This window comes from Flectobacillus sp. (genome assembly GCF_049240685.1).
In the GTDB taxonomy this organism is placed as follows: Bacteria; Bacteroidota; Bacteroidia; order Cytophagales; family Spirosomataceae; genus Flectobacillus.
Genome location: NZ_JBMLSD010000280.1, coordinates 1 through 17,509 on the forward strand (window position 1 = coordinate 1; position 17,509 = coordinate 17,509).

Annotated in this window: 13 protein-coding genes and 2 tRNA genes; 2 read left to right on the forward strand and 13 right to left on the reverse strand. The window is 37.6% G+C overall.

Features of this window, described 5'->3' with window-relative positions:
• Positions 1-177 precede the first annotated feature (177 nt).
• The 7 genes from ACOVQ4_RS12765 to ACOVQ4_RS12795 all read right to left on the reverse strand — a co-directional run bounded on the left by ACOVQ4_RS12765 (position 178) and on the right by ACOVQ4_RS12795 (position 6,736).
• Positions 178-867, reverse strand: coding sequence for a YjjG family noncanonical pyrimidine nucleotidase (locus tag ACOVQ4_RS12765; protein ID WP_421821026.1), 690 nt, complete (start codon positions 865-867; stop codon positions 178-180).
• Positions 868-1,094: 227 nt separating this feature from the next.
• Positions 1,095-2,261, reverse strand: coding sequence for an AIR synthase related protein (locus ACOVQ4_RS12770; RefSeq protein ID WP_421821027.1), 1,167 nt, complete (start codon positions 2,259-2,261; stop codon positions 1,095-1,097).
• A 161-nt stretch (positions 2,262-2,422) separates the two neighbouring features.
• Positions 2,423-2,617, reverse strand: a complete 195-nt coding sequence (locus ACOVQ4_RS12775) for a hypothetical protein (protein WP_421821028.1) — start codon at positions 2,615-2,617, stop codon at positions 2,423-2,425.
• Between the two features lie 2 nt (positions 2,618-2,619).
• A complete protein-coding gene (locus tag ACOVQ4_RS12780) occupies positions 2,620-3,126 on the reverse strand; it encodes a hypothetical protein (RefSeq protein ID WP_421821029.1) in 507 nt (168 codons plus the stop codon).
• 18 nt (positions 3,127-3,144) lie between these two features.
• Complete coding sequence (locus ACOVQ4_RS12785; protein WP_421821030.1) at positions 3,145-4,017, reverse strand: OmpA family protein; 873 nt, start codon at positions 4,015-4,017, stop codon at positions 3,145-3,147.
• Between the two features lie 170 nt (positions 4,018-4,187).
• Entirely contained in the window at positions 4,188-5,459 is a 1,272-nt protein-coding gene (locus ACOVQ4_RS12790) for a metallophosphoesterase (RefSeq protein ID WP_421821031.1), read from the reverse strand.
• Positions 5,460-5,593: 134 nt separating this feature from the next.
• Positions 5,594-6,736, reverse strand: coding sequence for an FAD-dependent monooxygenase (locus ACOVQ4_RS12795; protein WP_421821032.1), 1,143 nt, complete (start codon positions 6,734-6,736; stop codon positions 5,594-5,596).
• Positions 6,737-6,855: 119 nt separating this feature from the next.
• Between ACOVQ4_RS12795 and ACOVQ4_RS12800 the strand changes: the two genes are divergently transcribed.
• Both ACOVQ4_RS12800 and ACOVQ4_RS12805 read left to right on the forward strand, forming a co-directional pair.
• On the forward strand, positions 6,856-7,452 hold the full coding sequence (locus ACOVQ4_RS12800) for a TetR/AcrR family transcriptional regulator (RefSeq protein ID WP_421821033.1): 597 nt from the start codon (positions 6,856-6,858) through the stop codon (positions 7,450-7,452).
• 260 nt (positions 7,453-7,712) lie between these two features.
• A complete protein-coding gene (locus ACOVQ4_RS12805) occupies positions 7,713-13,244 on the forward strand; it encodes an alpha-2-macroglobulin family protein (protein ID WP_421821034.1) in 5,532 nt (1,843 codons plus the stop codon).
• A 439-nt stretch (positions 13,245-13,683) separates the two neighbouring features.
• Here ACOVQ4_RS12805 and ACOVQ4_RS12810 read toward each other — a convergent pair whose 3' ends face one another.
• The 6 genes from ACOVQ4_RS12810 to ACOVQ4_RS12835 form a co-directional block, all read right to left on the reverse strand.
• Positions 13,684-14,517 carry a mechanosensitive ion channel family protein gene (locus tag ACOVQ4_RS12810; RefSeq protein WP_421821035.1) on the reverse strand — a complete coding sequence of 278 codons (834 nt, stop codon included), beginning with the start codon at positions 14,515-14,517 and terminating at the stop codon, positions 13,684-13,686.
• A gap of 62 nt (positions 14,518-14,579) precedes the next feature.
• On the reverse strand, positions 14,580-15,131 hold the full coding sequence (gene nusG, locus ACOVQ4_RS12815; RefSeq protein WP_421821036.1) for a transcription termination/antitermination protein NusG: 552 nt from the start codon (positions 15,129-15,131) through the stop codon (positions 14,580-14,582).
• Positions 15,132-15,207: 76 nt separating this feature from the next.
• Positions 15,208-15,399, reverse strand: coding sequence for a preprotein translocase subunit SecE (secE, locus tag ACOVQ4_RS12820; RefSeq protein WP_095161147.1), 192 nt, complete (start codon positions 15,397-15,399; stop codon positions 15,208-15,210).
• A gap of 166 nt (positions 15,400-15,565) precedes the next feature.
• A tRNA-Trp gene (locus ACOVQ4_RS12825) sits at positions 15,566-15,636 on the reverse strand.
• A 373-nt stretch (positions 15,637-16,009) separates the two neighbouring features.
• Positions 16,010-17,197: an elongation factor Tu gene (tuf, locus tag ACOVQ4_RS12830; RefSeq protein WP_421821037.1), complete on the reverse strand. Its 1,188-nt coding sequence runs from the start codon at positions 17,195-17,197 to the stop codon at positions 16,010-16,012.
• Positions 17,198-17,317: 120 nt separating this feature from the next.
• Positions 17,318-17,392 (reverse strand) — tRNA-Thr (locus ACOVQ4_RS12835).
• Positions 17,393-17,509: the final 117 nt, after the last annotated feature.

The window sequence follows — 17,509 nt, forward strand, 5'->3', positions numbered from 1 at the left end:
TCTGGGCAATCGGCAAAAAATATATCAGTCGTTACTATAAAACATTTTAATACTCTTTGCCTTGTGCCTGTTGCCTAAAACACATAAATCAAATCTAATTTTGCCCACTAAATTAAAAGCCTCTTCTTTTATAATGATTCCATCCGTTTTTATTCCCTATCAATTTCGATTCCCTTTCTAGAGTATTTCCTTCAATTGACTCAAATGCTTGATTTCGTAAGTAGGGCGTTCGACATGACGTTGATCGTTGGGATTAAAGAATACCGCATCAATTCCTACTTGCATTGCTCCCAGCACATCTGTATAGAACGTATCCCCAATCATTAAACACTCGCGAGGCTTGGCACCTACTTGCTCGAGAGCATAATGAAATATCTCAGGGTCAGGTTTTTTGTGCCCAGAATTTTGAGAAGTAATAATATGTTTGAAATAATGTTTGATTCCTCCGCTCTTCATTTTCACATCTTGGATTTCGTCAAAGCCATTTGTGATAATATGTAATGGATATTTCGGGCTGAGATAATCAAGTATTTCTTTGGTATAAGGTAAAAGGTGAGGCTTTTTAGGAGAAATATCCAAATAGGTATCCGAAACTTGATCGCATGAATCATGATTATCGACGCCTAGTTGAGAAAAAACCTGACGAAAACGAATATGACGAAGTTCGGCTTGTGAGATTTTACTTCTTTCGTAATCTAACCAAAGTTTGTGATTGACCTCATTAAATTTATGGTAAAACTGCTCAATCGAGGGAATACCAATTTCTTGAAGTTGAAATAACTCAAATACTTCGCCTAATGCGATTTTTGAATTATAATGGTGATCCCACAAGGTATGATCTAAATCGAAAAAGATATGCTTGTACATGTTGTGATGGTTGGATTTGGTCTTCGGGTTTGAAGATTCAACTTTTGTTTTACCCGAATTACCTTTTCATTACATTTCTCAAAGCTAGATACCATATAATATAATAGGGAGTAAAAGCTTTGACCTTTACTCCCTATTGTAATATTGTAGAGATGGGAGTTTCAATAATAAAGTCTTTTTAAAAGCTTATCATTTTTCACTCTTTACTCCTAGCTAATATTTTTTTACTAATAAACAAACTCACCGTAAGGAGACTGGATTGTCACTTGCTTTTGTTCAGCACCTTCGACACGACCGATAATTTGTGCACTGATTCCGAATGATTTCGAAATGTCAATGATTGTTTGGGCATACTGAGGTTGTACATATACTTCAAGACGATGTCCCATGTTGAAAACTTTGTACATTTCTTTATAATCGGTGCCACTTTCTTGCTGAATCAGTTTGAACAATGGAGGTAATTCAAAAAGGTTATCTTTGATAATATGAAGATTATCGATAAAGTGTAACACTTTTGTTTGGGCTCCACCTGAGCAGTGTACCATCCCATGAATGGCAGTACGAAGCTCTTTTAACATTGCTTTTACCACAGGTGCGTAAGTACGAGTTGGAGATAAAATCAATTGTCCTACGTTGAGTGGTGTACCTTCAACAGCATCTGTCAATGATTTTGAACCGCTGTAAACTAAAGATTCAGGAACAGCTGGGTCAAAACTTTCGGTATATTTATCGGCCAAATAATGTCCTAGTACATCATGACGCGCAGAAGTAAGACCATTACTTCCCATACCGCCATTATAGCTATTTTCGTAAGTAGCTTGACCAAAAGATTCAAGACCTACGATAACATCTCCTGCTTGAATTGTATGATTTGAGATAACATCATCACGTTTCATACGAGCCACTACCGTAGAGTCGACGATAATGGTACGAACCAAATCACCTACGTCGGCGGTTTCGCCACCTGTACTCCAGATACCGATACCATTGTCACGAAGCATTTGGAGAACCTCCTCCGTTCCGTTAATGATTTCAGCGATTACTTCACCAGGAATAAGGTTTTTGTTGCGACCAATTGTACTAGACAACAACATATTGTCTGTTGCCCCCACACAAATTAGGTCATCGGTATTCATTACCACAGCGTCTTGGGCAATACCTCTCCAAACAGAAATATCGCCTGTTTCTTTCCAATACAAGTAAGCCAACGATGATTTTGTACCTGCTCCATCAGCGTGCATAATATTGCAGTAAGCCTCATCGCCTCCCAACATATCAGGCGAAATTTTACAGAAAGCTTTTGGAAAAAGTCCCTTGTCTAATTTTTCGATTGCTTTGTGTACGTCTTCTTTTGAGGCAGAAACACCTCTTTGTGCGTAGCGTTCTTGGTTCACAGTAGTAATGAGTTAAACTAATTGGTATTGAGTCAACAGTGCTCAATGTCTAATTTTTTGCAAAAGTACGAATTTATGGTCAAAAGACTTGAACAACACCACTATAAAGCACAAAAAAGCGCTTGGTGTTATTGCCAAAGCGCTTTTGAAGTGATTAAGTATTAGGAGTTTTTTTGCTTTTGGCAGTTGTTTAATTCATCTGCTGTATCGGCGAGCTGTTTTTTTAAGGAAGCGTTTTGAGTATTTACTACCCATTTACCCAGTAAAAACCCAACAAACGCAATTGCTAATAAAAGGATGAGCATTTCGGAAATAGCTACACCTTTTGACAGTGGATTTAATGCTAATAGTACCATATTTATTCTTTTCCTTTATTTAAAATATCTTGCCATTCTTTTAATTCCTGCCATTTGCCTGCCGAAGCCAATTCGGCTTGACGAGGCCAAGTACTCGGGTCGTGCATTTGAAAACGAGGTCCTGCGTCTTGTAATAGTTGTTTTAGCGCATCCGTTGATGCTTGACTCAATTGGATAAAAGTTGTAATACCATTTTGATTTAATATCTCTTCAATCTTTGGCCCGATACCTTCGATTTTCTTTAAATCGTCGGGTTGGTTAACAATGGTAGGATAAGTTAGAGCCATAGTTGGCGTTGATATTTCTGAAATGGTAATAGGAGTAGTTTTTACTAGACTTGCTTTACATAACTCTAGCTGAGCTTGCAGCTTATTTAGTTGATTTTGAAGAGAAGTCTTAGAGTCTCCGCTTCGAAAACCAATGATGTATCCCAGTAAGCCAGCTCCGACAAACATTATTAGATGTTGCCACCAAGCATTTTCGTGTAAAAGAGGATTTAGCTCAAACATATTAATAATGATTTAGGGTTAAAATGATAAAACTACACGGCGATTTTCTTGACGACCTTCTTCGGTATCGTTATTGCCTTGAGGATTTGCTTTGCCTTGAGGAACGATTTTAAACTGGTCTGGAGAGAGTCCTTTTCGAACAAAAAAGTCTTTTACATTTTGTGCTCTTCGTTCAGACAACTTTAAGTTTAGTTCGTCAGAACCTTTGTTATCAGTATATCCTGTGAGTGTAACTTGCTGGTTAGGATGCGCCTTTAGATAAGTGATGGCCTTTTCGATTTTCTCATCTATTTCTTCAGAATGGCTAAAGTCTGTTTTAGCATAAGGGAAATACAAGGTAAGTTCAGGAGAAATATCTAGGTTGGAAGTAGTTGTACTTTGAGACGCTACTCGCTTAAATATCACATCTATCCCACCAATAAGCGTATCTGCCTGAAAATACAGTGAATCGCTTAAGAGACCATCTGTAACAATGGATTGTGGATTGCCTTTTTCTCCTAAAATAATACTCTTCAATGCCTCCGCTCTGGCAATGCCCAGATTCGCAAAAGATGTATTATTCCTTTCATCAGAAGCATATCTTCCAATCAAAAGCATTTGAAGCGATGGATTTTTGGCAAGATAATCTTTGAGTTGCTCAAGCTGAGGTTGCACCTCCAATACATTGGGTGTTTCGCTAGACTGAGGAAATTTGATATTGCCTGAAGCTCTGAGTGAAAGACCATCAGAATTATGAATATCAAAGGAGGGTTTAGTCAAGGTATTTGCAGATGAAGCTGATTTTACGAGGGGTTCATCACAAACTTCCTTGATTTTGCAGACATGCCAATAAGTCGAACCAGCAATCCATGCTGTGAGCGCAATAAGCCAAGGTAAAGTGTTTTTTTGCATAGCCAAAAAATTTATTTCTTATAAGACAATGGCTAAAGGGCTAGGTCACAAAGGATTATCAAAAAATGTACATAAAACAGCTATAGGAAAAGAAATTTTGAGAGAAAAAGGTGCTTTTACAAAAAAACGATGCCAAGAAAATCTCAGCATCGTTCGATAAATCCATACTATTAAGCTTTTTTCAATTCAAAAACGGTAATTTCTGGCGGCATTCCTACTCGTCCAGGATATCCCAAATACCCATAGCCTCGGTTTACATAAAGCTTCTGATTATCTTGTTCATACAAACCTGCCCATTGCTTATACACATATTGCGCTGGTGACCAAGTGGTATCTCCTACTGTAATGCCAAATTGTGTACCGTGAGTGTGTCCCGAAAACATGACATCAATATCTTTGTATTTGGTATTTACTTCTTTGTCCCAGTGGGTTGGGTCGTGCGATAATAAAAGTTTTACAGCCGCTTCGTCAGTACCTTTTACAGCTTTGGCTAAATCACCATACGAATGAAAGCGATTTTGACCACTGATATTTTGTACCCCAATAATCGCTAGCTTTTCGCCATTTTGCTCGATAAAGCGATTTTCATCATTGAGGATATCCCATCCCATTACTTTATGCGCATGAATCAAATTATTCAAGTTCTTTTGTTTGGCAGCTGGCGATGCCCATTGCACATAATCGCCGTAGTCGTGGTTTCCTAATGTTGAAAATACACCTAGTGGAGCTTTTACTTTTCCAAACAAATCAATGTATTCTTGTACTTCCACGGCTTGATTATTCACTAAGTCTCCTGTAAAGAATACCATATCAGGCTTGGCGTTGAGAATCATTTCGATACCTCCTTTTACGGCTACTTTATTGAAAAAACTTCCTGAGTGAATATCTGAAATTTGAGCAATCGTCAATCCTTCAAATTCTTTTGGCAAATTGGGCAAAGCCAACTTTACCTTACGAATACGGTAATCGTGCGCTCCCGACAAAATCCCCCAAGTCATAGCCACCGCAGGTACTGTACCCGCAATAACAGCCGTTTTCATCAAAAACTCCGAACGTGTAATGGGTTCACCTTGAGACGTAGCCGTGGCGTTAGCAGGAGTTGAATTAGTTAGCATTTGTACTTTTTGTACAATCCAACGAATCAATCTTCCGATATCATCAATTAATAAAAATAGCACGACAAAGATTTTTGAAAGGTAATTCATAAAAATACCTACCATAATCCACGTTCTAATTGTCTTTCCGAGCAAATCAGGATTGGTAAAATTATATAACCAAAGTCCTACCAGAGAAAGGGTTGTTAAACCCCAAAAGATATATCGAGCAGACTGTTGTATCGTTTGTGAAAAATTTTGTACAGATACCTTTACGGCTTGCCAAACGTAATAGTCTATTACCAGAAAGATAGCAGTTACCACAGGTATTATTATCAGCTTATTCATCGGAGAGTTGGGATAGTTGAATTTTTATTTCGCTATGTGGAAAGAACAAGCGAAGCTTTCTGAAGGTTTCTTTAAGTCTTTTTTTCTGGATAAAAGGTAGTTATTCTATTTCTTCGGAAAATTTTATTTCTTTTCTAAAAATCTATTTCATATAAAAACTCATATTGTTTATCTCGCATACGGTCTGGTGTGCGCTTCATTGTCCAATTTCTGAGTTTTATCAACAAAGGATTTTCGAGCTGAGCTAATTTACCCACATTCCAACTGTTATTAACCACTTTAGTAACCCTTGCTATTCTTTTTTGTTCGAAATGTTTCGTTACTTTTTCCCAATCATATTCTTCTTTTAGGATTTGTTGTAGCACCAAAGCATCCTCTATTGCCTGACAAGCACCTTGTCCCATGTTGGGTGTAGTAGCATGAGCGGCATCGCCTAGTAACAATATTCTATCAAATGCCCACCGACGAATAGGCGCCAAATCATATAAATCATGTTGCATAAAATTGTTGATAGTCGTTGCAGACAAAATTTGAGGTATAGGGAATTGATAATGGGCAAAATGTTTCGCCAAGTCGGCAGGAGTATATTGTCGATAGTGAGGGTCATTTACAGGAGCATTGATACACACAAAGTAATACACATGGGTATCTGAAATGGGCACAAATCCAAAACGACCTTTAGCTCCCCAAGCCTCGAAAGCTTTGTTGATATCGCAAGGAATATCGCTAATATCGACCAGCGCACGCCAGCAGGTATAGCCCGAATATCGTAAGCGGCTGTTGGGAAGTAACTTTTTGCGCACCACCGAATGAATTCCGTCGCCTGCTATCATCACATCAGCTTGGTCTTGTGTAGCATCTTCAAAGGTGACAGATACTGATTGAGAATTTTGGGAAAAATCTTTGAGCTTTTTGCCAAGTTGAATTGTTCCTTGTTGTAGTTCAGAAGCTAAAATATGGTGTAAATCATAGCGAGCAATGGTGAAGTTTCCTATACCATATTTTTCAAAAAAACGATTGGCGTATACTTCCGAAAGCACATTGCCTTGGTCGTCGACTACCTCAAAAGAACTAACGATTCGTCCCGCTTGAATGATTTTTTGTTCTATTCCTAGTTTTCGTAGAGCCGTCATAGCATTGGCGGCCAATACAATTCCTGCGCCCAAAGCCTTGATTTCGCTACTTTGTTCATAGACAATGACTTCATGACCTAACTGTTGTAAAGCTATGGCCGTAGTAAGTCCGCCGATACCTGCTCCGATAATGATTACTTTCATGATTGAAAAGGTTTTTAGAATTTAGAACAAATGTACTAACATTATTTATCTATAGAACATTTGTTCTAAAAATATTATCTTTAACCAAAAATCATTTAAAATTTTACCTGAAATACATCATGGTATTATCAACAAAAGACAAGATTTTAGCAAAAGCCCTTACTCTTTTCAACGAACAGGGTACAGACTTTGTGACCGTTCGACATATAGCAAATGAATTGGGAATAAGTCATGGGAATTTATGCTATCATTTTGCGAATACCGATGTGATTATTGAAGCACTTTATCAACAGCTTGTGGATAAACTCAATGAGCTGACAAAAGACATGACTGGTTTATCCGAAAATCAACTGACAATCCTGTATCAGTTAAGCTATCGCAGTTTTGAGATTTTGTATCAATATCGATTCTTAATGTTAGATTTTGTCAGAATCATGCGCCGAATTCCAGCTATCAAGCTACATTTTAAGGCATTGATGCAAATTCGACAAGAACAATTCAAACATATCATTACTTCGATGCAAGCAAATGGCTTCATTGATATTCCCGAAAAGAATATTGCACCTTTAATCGAGCAGGCTCTACTATTCGGAGATTTCTGGATTTCACGTGCGGAGATTCTATTTGATGGAAATGAACAAGAAAAAACAGCCTATTATCACAAAACCTTTTACGCCCTATTTGAACCCTATTTGTGTGGTAATGCGGACTGGTGATTTCTGATTTCGGAAATGATTGCTTCATCGCTAATTCAAGTCTTTGTTTTGGACTTATGTTTAATAAAGCTGGTATCCCAAACCTCCACAGCCATTTACTATATTTTTTGCATTTTTGTTGTGAATACTTCAAAGATTTAGGAACTTCTTACGTTAATTCAAAAGTTTGACAATTTTGCTCACAACTACTTGATTTTAACCTTGTATAAACCCGCAAGTAACCCTAAATTTCTCGATTGTTTCAATCGTCTATCTTAACAATGAAAGCATTTCGTCCTTCCAATCTATTAGTACAATTGTCTTTCTTTTTCTTGCTAATACTTAATTCTTGTTCTCATTTTGGTGATGTAACAATTAGTGGTACTAACTTTGAAGAAGAAATTAATCAAACGCAAAACCTAGTTTTCACCTTCAACAAAGACCTTGTTCCCGTTTCAGAACTCAATACTTGGTATTCTACCGATTATATTGAGTTTTCGCCTAAAGTCGAAGGACGATTCAAATGGACAGCTCCCAATGAATTGGTTTTCTCTCCTGCTGTCGGTTTTGACCCAGCTACCGAATATACTGCCGAGGTAAACACAGTAGTTTTGCACAAAGCTTCCCCAAAATATGACCTTGATACAGAAACCCTCAAGTTTCATACGCCCTATCTGGCGCTCGAAAAAACAGAAAGCTATTGGAGTAAACCACAAGGCTCGTCACAAGGTGTAGCTGTTTTAAAGTTACATTTTAATTATGCCGTTAATCCTCAAGAAGTAGCCAAACTACTAAAAGTAACTGGTGAAAAAAATCAAGAACTCAAAACGCAAATTGTACAAACAGATGCCTCCTCCTTGATATTAGTACGCATTCAAGACGAAGCATCAGCGATGGGTGGTTCTCTGAAAATAAGTATCGATAAAGGGCTTTCTCTTCCATCATCTCAACACGAAACACCTGAAGTAATTGAACAAGATATTTCCTTATCTGACCCAACCAGCTTAGAAGTTGTTGACGTCGAAAATGGATTTAGTAATAATAAAGGATATATCAAGGTGCTATTTAATCAGGCTATTACTCCTGAAAGTATTGCTAATGCCTATCAAGTATCTATCAATGGTTCCTCATCAAGAAATGTGGAAGAAGAAGAAGAGGAATCCGTCATAGAATATGACTCTTTAGGCAATCCTATACAAAAAATAAAAGCAGCTCCTAAAAAAGCCGATAATCCTAAAGTAGATACCAAATACGAGGTAATCGAAAATGGCTTTGTTATTTCTGGTGATTTTAACGAATCTGACACCTATTTACTTGAACTCAAAACACAACTCAAAAGTGTACTAGGCATGAATCTATCCAATCATTACACCAAGGATGTGTATTTTGGAGCAATGCCTGCTTCTTTGGCTTTTGTGAATAAAAAAGCAACTTATTTGAGTTCAAAAGGGCATAAAAACATTGCCTTAAGTATTGTCAACATTCCTCGAGTGAATGTAAAAATTGCGAAGATTTATGAAAATAACATTCTGAATTTTTTACGTCAAAATCGTTATCAAGATTATGACTACGAAAATGAGAATGGAGGAAACAATAAGTCTTTTGTCTACTATGAAGATGAGTCAGGTTTGTATTCAGATATTTTGGTCAACAAAATGGTAGAAACTACCAATCTTCCAAAGTCTAAAGGCGTTCATGCCCTTAATTTATCTTTGCCTGACCAAAACAATTTGAAAGGAATTTATTTGGTAAGCGTCAACTCTACAGATGAATATTATCAAAATGCCACCAAATTGGTGAGTATTTCAGATATTGGACTAATTACCAAACAGGCCGATGACGAATTGTTTGTCTTTGCCAATTCTATCAAAACAACTGAGCCTATTAGCAATGTCGAAATAGCGCTGATTTCTACCAACAATCAAACGATTCAAAAACTTACTACAGATAGCAAGGGCGTCGCCGTATTTAAAGATTTTAAAAAGAGTGGATTTAAGGTTGCAATGCTTACGGCACATACAAGTGACGACTTCAACTATTTGTTTTTGGAAGATACACAGGTCGAAACTTCTCGATTTGAGGTAGATGGCAAACGTAGTAACGTTTCGGGCTTCGAAGCCTTTATGTATGGCGACAGAGATATTTATCGCCCTGGTGAAACCATTCAGCTCAATACGATTATTCGTACTAATCAATGGCAATCGGTTGGTAAAATCCCTGTCAAATTACGCATTCTTATGCCTAATGGTAAAGAATGGAAAAGTTTCCTTCTCGAAACCAATGACCAAGGAGCGGTTGCTTTATCTATCCCAACCGAGCGTTCTAATGTGACGGGAACTTATATTTTAGAAGTCCTCAATGGTAATGATATTATTCTAGCATCTCGAAATGTATCCATTGAGGAGTTTATGCCCGACCGTATCAAAGTGGAGGTCAATACCAATAAGCCATTCTACCGAACTGGCGAAGTTTTGCAGGTCAATGCCACAGCCACCAATCTATTTGGTCCTCCTGCCTCCAATCGCAATTATGAAATGGAGATGAAGTTGTCGCGTAAAGTTTTCCAACCAAAAGGATTTGAAAACTTCGTTTTTGACGTGCAAGATAATACAGCATTTGAAGGAATCATGCGCCAAGGTGTTACGAATGAAAACGGTATTGCTTCCGAAAATTTCCAATTACCCGCAACCATGGCCGATATGGGTGTCATAGAGGCAAAAACTTATGTAACCGTTTTTGATGAAACAGGACGTCCAGTGAATCGTCTGAAAAAGTCGGATATTTTTACGCAAAATGTATTTTATGGAATTGGGTTAAATGATACTTATCTCAGTACCAATTCGCCCGTACAGATTCCTTTGGTAGCGCTCAATAAAGATGCACAGGGCGTGAGTACGCAGGGGAAAGTCGAGATTGTTCGTTTCGATTATCAAACGGTTATCGAGAAAAATTCAGATAATTCACTGAAATATACCTCCAAAAAACAAACCAAAGTGGTGTATGGCCGCATGGTAGATTTTAGTCAAGGTAAAGCTTCTATCAACTTTGTACCAACGATTTCGGGGGAATACGAAATTCGAGTACATCGTAATGGTGCTAAAACTTGGACAGCACAAACTTTTTATGCGTATAGTTGGGGTAGTACCGAAAACTCTTCGTTTGAAGTCAATACCGAAGGACAGGTTACCATGACCTTTGACAAAGAAAGATATCAAACTGGCGATAAGGTAAAAGTATTATTCAAAACACCTTTTGCAGGAAAACTACTTGTGACCATCGAACGTAATAAGGTACTGGAATATCATTATTTGGATACTGACAAAAAATCAGCTGAGTTGAGTTTCAAAGTAGATGACGAACATTTACCCAATGTGTATGTATCCGCTACGCTCATTCGTCCGCTCGATGATTCGAATATGCCTCTTACGGTAGCGCATGGTTATGCACCTGTCATGGTCGAAGAAGAAGATAGTCGTTTGCCTATTGAAATTTCGGCGGTAGAAAGGTCAAGGTCAAAAACTTCACAAACGATTAAAGTAAAAACCAAAGCTAATACCGCTGTAACCATTGCAGTAGTTGATGAAGGTATTTTGCAATTGAAAAACTTCAAAACACCCGACCCACATGCTTATTTCTATCAAAAACAAGCTTTGGAGGTCAATAGCTATGATTTATATCCTTTCCTTTTACCCGAAATCGCCATTCGTCAATCGTCGAGTATGGGAGGTGATGGTTATGATTTGGAAAAACGAGTGAATCCACTGACAAATGGACGCGTCAATTTAGTGGCTATTTGGTCAGGCGAAATCACCACGAATTCGAGTGGTGAAGCTAGTATCAAAGTTGATATCCCACAGTTTTCGGGAGATTTACGAATTATGGCGATTGGTTATAAAGACGAAGCCTTTGGTTCTGCAACCAAAAACATGAAAGTGGCCGACCCATTGGTTATCAGTACGGCGCTTCCAAGATTTGCTAGTCCAAACGATGAAATTCAAGTTCCTGTAAATATTACCAATACCACCAAACAAAATGCCGTGGTATTAGCCAATATTGCTACGTCGGGCGGATTGGCAATTACCACCACACGCCAACAAAAAGTTGTGGTTCCTGCCGAAAAAGAAGCGAGAGTATATTTTAGTGTAAAAGCCGCACCAGTGATTGGCTTGGGCAAAGTAGTCATTAGTGTTAATGGTTTGAAAGAGAAATTTACCGAAAGTACCGAACTCAGTATTCGTCCGAGTACTTCATTATTAAAAACTAGTTCTTCGGGTGTAATCGCTGCTAATCAAAGTAAATCGATTGCTTCTGGAACGGAAAACTTTATCCCAAGTTCAGTGTCTTCTCAACTGATTTTGAGTAAATCGCCCATGGTGCAGTTTATTGACAAATTCGAACATTTATTGGGATATCCTTATGGTTGTATTGAGCAAGTAACCTCCAAAGCATTCCCTCAACTGTATTTCAAAGATTTTGTAGGATTGATTCAAAAAGGGAAAAAACCTCAAATGAAATCAGGAGAAAATGAGCTAAATCCAAGCACTAATGTCACTGCTGCAATTCGCAAAATAGAAACTCAACAATTACCTAACGGAGGATTAGCGTATTGGACAGGTTCAGACAAAGAATCGTGGTGGGGTTCGGTATATGCATGTCATTTCTTGATAGAAGCGCAAAAAGCTGATTACGAAATTAATATCAATACACTTGGCAGGTTGTTAGAATACATTAACAACCGTGCAAATAAAAAAGAAACAGAAACAGCATCGTTATACGACCCTGCTACTGGTTCAAGTACCCAAAGTGTCATTGCAAGTCGTGAAAATATTTATGGTTTGTATGTATTGGCGCTTTCTGGTAAACCAAACCGAGCAGTAATGAATTATTATAAAGCCAACCAACAGCTATTGAGTTTGGACGAGCGCTATTTATTAGCTGGGGCTTTTGCTCAAATCGGTGATCCCAAAAGTCAAGGAAGTATCATGCCTAATCAATTTGTGATGAACAATGACTCGCGTCAAAGTGGCGGAAACTTCAACTCGCCAATTCGTGAGCTGGCACTAACCTTAAATACTTTGATAGATGTAGACCCTCAAAACTTGCAAATTCCAGTTTTAGCGAGATTATTATCACAGAGTATTGCAAGCCAAAAATGGCTTTCGACCCAAGAAGAAGCCTTTAGTTTCTTGGCATTGGGTAAAATAGCCCGTAAAGCACAGGCTAATCAAATTACGGCTTCAGTTCGTTCAGGAAAACAAATAGGTAATTTTAGCGGTGCTGATTTATTGATGAAAAACTTAGCACCAAGCACCAGTGTAAGCACTAAAGGCAAGGGAGCATTGTACTATTTCTTATCAAGTGAGGGGTTATCGGCTAATAGCCAGTTTGTTCAGGAAGATAATTTCTTACAAGTACGAAGAACCTATTACACTCGTTCGGGGCAAGTGATTGGTCAAAATCGATTTAAACAAAATCAATTGATTGTGGTAAAAGTTACGCTGTCGAGCCAAATACCAACCGACAACATTGTTATTACAGATATGCTTCCAGCAGGTTTTGAAATAGAAAATCCACGCCTCAATGCCGATCGTGAACTTACGTGGCTGAAAGACCAAGCCTCACCTGAGCATTTTGATATTCGTGATGACCGTATCAATTTCTTTACAAGCATCAACGGTACAAGCAAGAGTTTTTACTATTTGGTAAGAGCGGTATCTAAAGGGAAATTCACCCAAGGTCCTGTAAGTGCAGATGCCATGTACAACGCCGAACTGCGCAGCTATCATGGTGCGGGAAGTGTAACTGTAGAATAGTTTTTGAATGTTGAATTCTGAGTGTTGAGTTAGTACAGTACGAAGGATTTCCAACAATTTCGGATTTAGGATTTCGGAAATAAAGTAAAATACCTTTATTTTTCACAAAAAAATAGGAGCTTATAATTTCGAAATCCAACATCCGATATCCGAAATATACATTTTTAGAATCCTTCGTACAGTCCTAGAAGCGAATTATGAATGCTTTATATTTATCCTTAGAAAAACAAAAGTCATCCCTAAATTAGTGATTGAGCGAGTGAGTGATTATATAAAAATTTGTATTCTACCCGTAGAGACGCAATGATTACTTCCTAAGACATTTATATCAAGCACAATAGCATCAAAAAAGCGGTCAAAAAATATGTTTTCGACCGCTTTTTTGATAAAAACTTGGAGAATAATTCTAAAACTTCGTGAGGACAAGTGTTTATTTTGACTAGCCAATACTTTTTACGGTAATCACTGGGTCAGGAAATTGAATACCTACCTTATCAAATCGCTTTTTGATATGCTCATTCATAAAATACTGTGTTTTATCCAAATCAGTAGCATTCACCCAAAGTTTTACATCCCACAATATCGCACTGTCTGTTAGTTTTCCTACCAAGATATCATTATTCTTGTCCTTTTGTACAAAAGTACATTCCTCTACTACTTCTCTAATAGCCTTACGTGTTGCATCTATATCATTTGACATCGCCACTTGGAATTGCATATCCAACCGAATAATTCCTTTTCTTGAAATATTTACCACTGGTGAAGTTGACAAACTTCCGTTAGGAAGAATAATAGTTCTATGACTTGTAGTACTAATTACCGTATTGAAGATTTGAATTGACTCTACATATCCAGTATAGCCATGCACTGTAATCAATTCTCCAACTCTAAAGGGTTTGAAAACCAAAATAAGCACCCCTCCTGCAAAATTGGACAAGCTACCCTGTAAAGCTAAGCCTATTGCTAGACCTGCTGCACCAAGGGCAGCAATAAACGAAGACGTTTCGATTCCCAAAATACCTGCACAGCTCAACACTAACATGATATTGAGAGCAGCACGAACCAAAGAAGCTAAAAAAGGTTGTACATCAGGATCAATACTTTCTAACTTCATTTTGGAATGCATAAGACCGATTACCTTTTTAATCAGTAATCGTCCTACAAAAAACATCAACAATGACATCAAAACCTTGGTGCCATATTGTAATAGCAAAGGCCAAACCTTATCCTCAAAATTTGTTAAATAATTATGGGCTAAATACATAAAATTCATAGCTGTAAACAAATAAAGCGTCCTTACAATAAGGACGCTTTAAAAACGAATATCAAATATGATTATTTCTCTACTTGAGAGTAATTTAATTCAACTGGAGTATTACGGCCAAAGATTTTAACCATAACGTTCAATTTTTTCTTATCGTCGAAGATTTCTTCCACAGTACCTTCAAATGATGAGAACGGACCATCAATTACCTTGATAGTTTCACCTTTAGTAAACGATAGTGTTGCCACCTCTTCGATTGGAGCAACCTCATCGATTTTTCCTAAAATACGTTTGATTTCACTATGACGTAAAGGAATAGGTGTTTTTGAAGTCTTACCATCATTCCAACTCAAAAAACCAATTACACCTGGCATTGAGGTAATAATGTGAGATACCTCACCATATTTAATATCAGCCTCAACGAAAACATAACCTGGAAATAACGTCTTTTCACGAACAATTTTCTTACCGTTACGAATTTCGTAAGTCTTTTCTGTTGGTAACATTACTTGAGGAACGTATTCCGTAAGGCCTTGTCTTTGCACCTCATTTTCAAGATATGTTTTTATCTTTTTTTCCTGTCCTGAAACTGCTCTCAAGACGTACCAATTAGTTTCTGCCATCTTTAATTATAATTTCTTCGAGATTGAGAATAAAACCTATCTGTTCAAAACAGTTGTATCTTATTCTAAAACTCAATTAGAATGACTGATAGAACAACTCTAAACCAGACTTGAACAAAAAGTCAATTAGTCCAACCACAAGAGCAAAAATCAAAGAAGCAACCAATACTAGCGTAGAGCTTGCCTGCAATTCACTAAACTTTGGCCATGTTACGTTTTCTGTAACTTCAGTCCAAGAATCTTTAAATAATTGTGTTAACTTATTCATGTTCTTTGTAATGTTATGAAGCTACGAGCTTTCTTTGGTTTGCTTTTCGCTTGTAAAAAGTGATGCTATCCTTTATAAACTTTAAAGTTCCGAATTCTAGCTTAAAATTCCGACTAATTTAAATAATTAATCTGAAACTCGAAACTAAAAATCGGAACTTACTTTGCACGGGCACCAGGACTCGAACCCAGACCGAAGGTTTTGGAGACCTCTGTACTACCTTTATACTATGCCCGTATTGTTTGGATTGCAAAGGTAGCAGTTCGATTTTGCATTTCCAAGTACTCGGTATAGGTTTTGTATAATATTTTTTAATTCGGAAAGCAATATTTACCTAAAACCTTGTAAGTCAAAAACTTAAAAATTCAATATTTTTCTACAAAATCTATTTTAAGTAGTAGGAAAAATTAAATTAATAGTATAGCTAAGGCAAAACTTGACTGTAACATTTTGATTATGAATATCTTCAAATAACCAATATACTATTATCTAATAACGTTTTCCTGCTTATGTTTTTTGATTTGATAAAATCCCTACAACTTAGCCTCCCAAAAAAAAACGAAAGGCGCTATCTCACGATAGCGCCTTTCTATATGGTTAATCCTAGAAATTAGTCTAAGATTTCAGTTACCTGACCAGCACCTACTGTACGTCCACCTTCACGGATAGCGAAACGAAGACCTTTATCCATAGCTACTTTGTTCAACAATGTAACGTCGATAGTCAAGTTATCACCAGGCATACACATTTCGATACCTTCTGGCAACATGATTTCACCTGTTACGTCAGTTGTACGGAAGTAGAACTGAGGACGGTATTTGTTAAAGAATGGAGTGTGACGACCACCTTCTTCTTTAGACAAGATATAAACCTCAGCTTTGAATTTAGTGTGAGGCTTCACTGAACCTGGCTTACAAATAACCATACCACGACGGATAGATTCTTTGTCGATACCACGCAACAACAAACCTACGTTGTCACCAGCTTCACCACGGTCAAGGATTTTACGGAACATTTCAACCCCTGTTACAGTAGATTTCAAGTTCTCAGCACCCATACCTAAGATTTCAACAGGATCACCAGAGTTGATTACACCAGTTTCGATACGACCTGTAGCTACAGTACCACGACCTGTGATCGAGAATACGTCTTCAACTGGCATCAAGAATGGCTTATCGATATCACGTTTTGGAAGTGGAATCCAGTTATCAACTGCATCCATCAATTCTTCAATTGTAGCAACCCATTTTGGCTCACCGTTCAAACCACCAAGAGCAGAACCTTTGATTACTGGGATATTGTCACCGTCGAATTCGTAGAAAGACAACAATTCACGGATTTCCATTTCAACTAGTTCTAACAATTCTGGGTCATCCACCATGTCCACTTTGTTCATGAACACTACCAATTGAGGTACACCTACCTGACGAGACAAAAGGATGTGCTCGCGAGTTTGTGGCATTGGACCGTCAGTTGCAGCAACTACGATGATAGCACCGTCCATTTGAGCAGCACCAGTTACCATGTTTTTCACGTAATCGGCGTGACCTGGACAGTCAACGTGAGCATAGTGACGGTTGTTTGTTTGGTATTCTACGTGAGCAGTGTTGATTGTGATACCACGCTCTTTTTCTTCAGGAGCTGAGTCAATTGATGAGAAGTCTTTCTTTTCAGCAAGTCCTTTTTCTGACAACACCTTAGTGATGGCAGCAGTCAAAGTAGTTTTACCGTGGTCAACGTGACCGATAGTACCAATGTTTACGTGAGGTTTACTACGGTCAAAATTCTCTTTTGCCATGATTATTTAGTTCTTAATTAGTTTTATAAAAAGAATGAAAAAATTGATACCTTTCAACTTCCAACAACCAAAGATAAAAGATACTTGATAGCTCCTATTTAACTAAATTGTTGTTTTGAATGGAGCCTTTGAGCAGGATTGAACTGCCGACCTCTTCCTTACCAAGGAAGTGCTCTACCACTGAGCTACAAAGGCAGATGTTGAATGCTTTTGTGAGTCTAAACTAAAGTAGACTACAAACAAAAATGGTTAATCGTTAATCGCTAATTCGCTAAACTATTAACTATTAACTATTAACAATCAACCATTTTA

Excerpts from the sequence above, each read along its gene's own strand:
- tuf (WP_421821037.1), bottom strand. The coding sequence starts at position 17,197 with ATGGCAAAAGAGAATTTTGACCGTAGTAAACCTCACGTAAACATTGGT.
- ACOVQ4_RS12785 (WP_421821030.1), bottom strand. The coding sequence starts at position 4,017 with ATGCAAAAAAACACTTTACCTTGGCTTATTGCGCTCACAGCATGGATT.
- ACOVQ4_RS12765 (WP_421821026.1), bottom strand. The coding sequence starts at position 867 with ATGTACAAGCATATCTTTTTCGATTTAGATCATACCTTGTGGGATCAC.
- ACOVQ4_RS12780 (WP_421821029.1), bottom strand. The coding sequence starts at position 3,126 with ATGTTTGAGCTAAATCCTCTTTTACACGAAAATGCTTGGTGGCAACAT.
- ACOVQ4_RS12795 (WP_421821032.1), bottom strand. The coding sequence starts at position 6,736 with ATGAAAGTAATCATTATCGGAGCAGGTATCGGCGGACTTACTACGGCC.
- ACOVQ4_RS12790 (WP_421821031.1), bottom strand. The coding sequence starts at position 5,459 with ATGAATAAGCTGATAATAATACCTGTGGTAACTGCTATCTTTCTGGTA.
- ACOVQ4_RS12805 (WP_421821034.1), top strand. The coding sequence starts at position 7,713 with ATGAAAGCATTTCGTCCTTCCAATCTATTAGTACAATTGTCTTTCTTT.
- ACOVQ4_RS12775 (WP_421821028.1), bottom strand. The coding sequence starts at position 2,617 with ATGGTACTATTAGCATTAAATCCACTGTCAAAAGGTGTAGCTATTTCC.
- ACOVQ4_RS12800 (WP_421821033.1), top strand. The coding sequence starts at position 6,856 with ATGGTATTATCAACAAAAGACAAGATTTTAGCAAAAGCCCTTACTCTT.
- secE (WP_095161147.1), bottom strand. The coding sequence starts at position 15,399 with ATGAATAAGTTAACACAATTATTTAAAGATTCTTGGACTGAAGTTACA.
- ACOVQ4_RS12810 (WP_421821035.1), bottom strand. The coding sequence starts at position 14,517 with ATGAATTTTATGTATTTAGCCCATAATTATTTAACAAATTTTGAGGAT.
- nusG (WP_421821036.1), bottom strand. The coding sequence starts at position 15,131 with ATGGCAGAAACTAATTGGTACGTCTTGAGAGCAGTTTCAGGACAGGAA.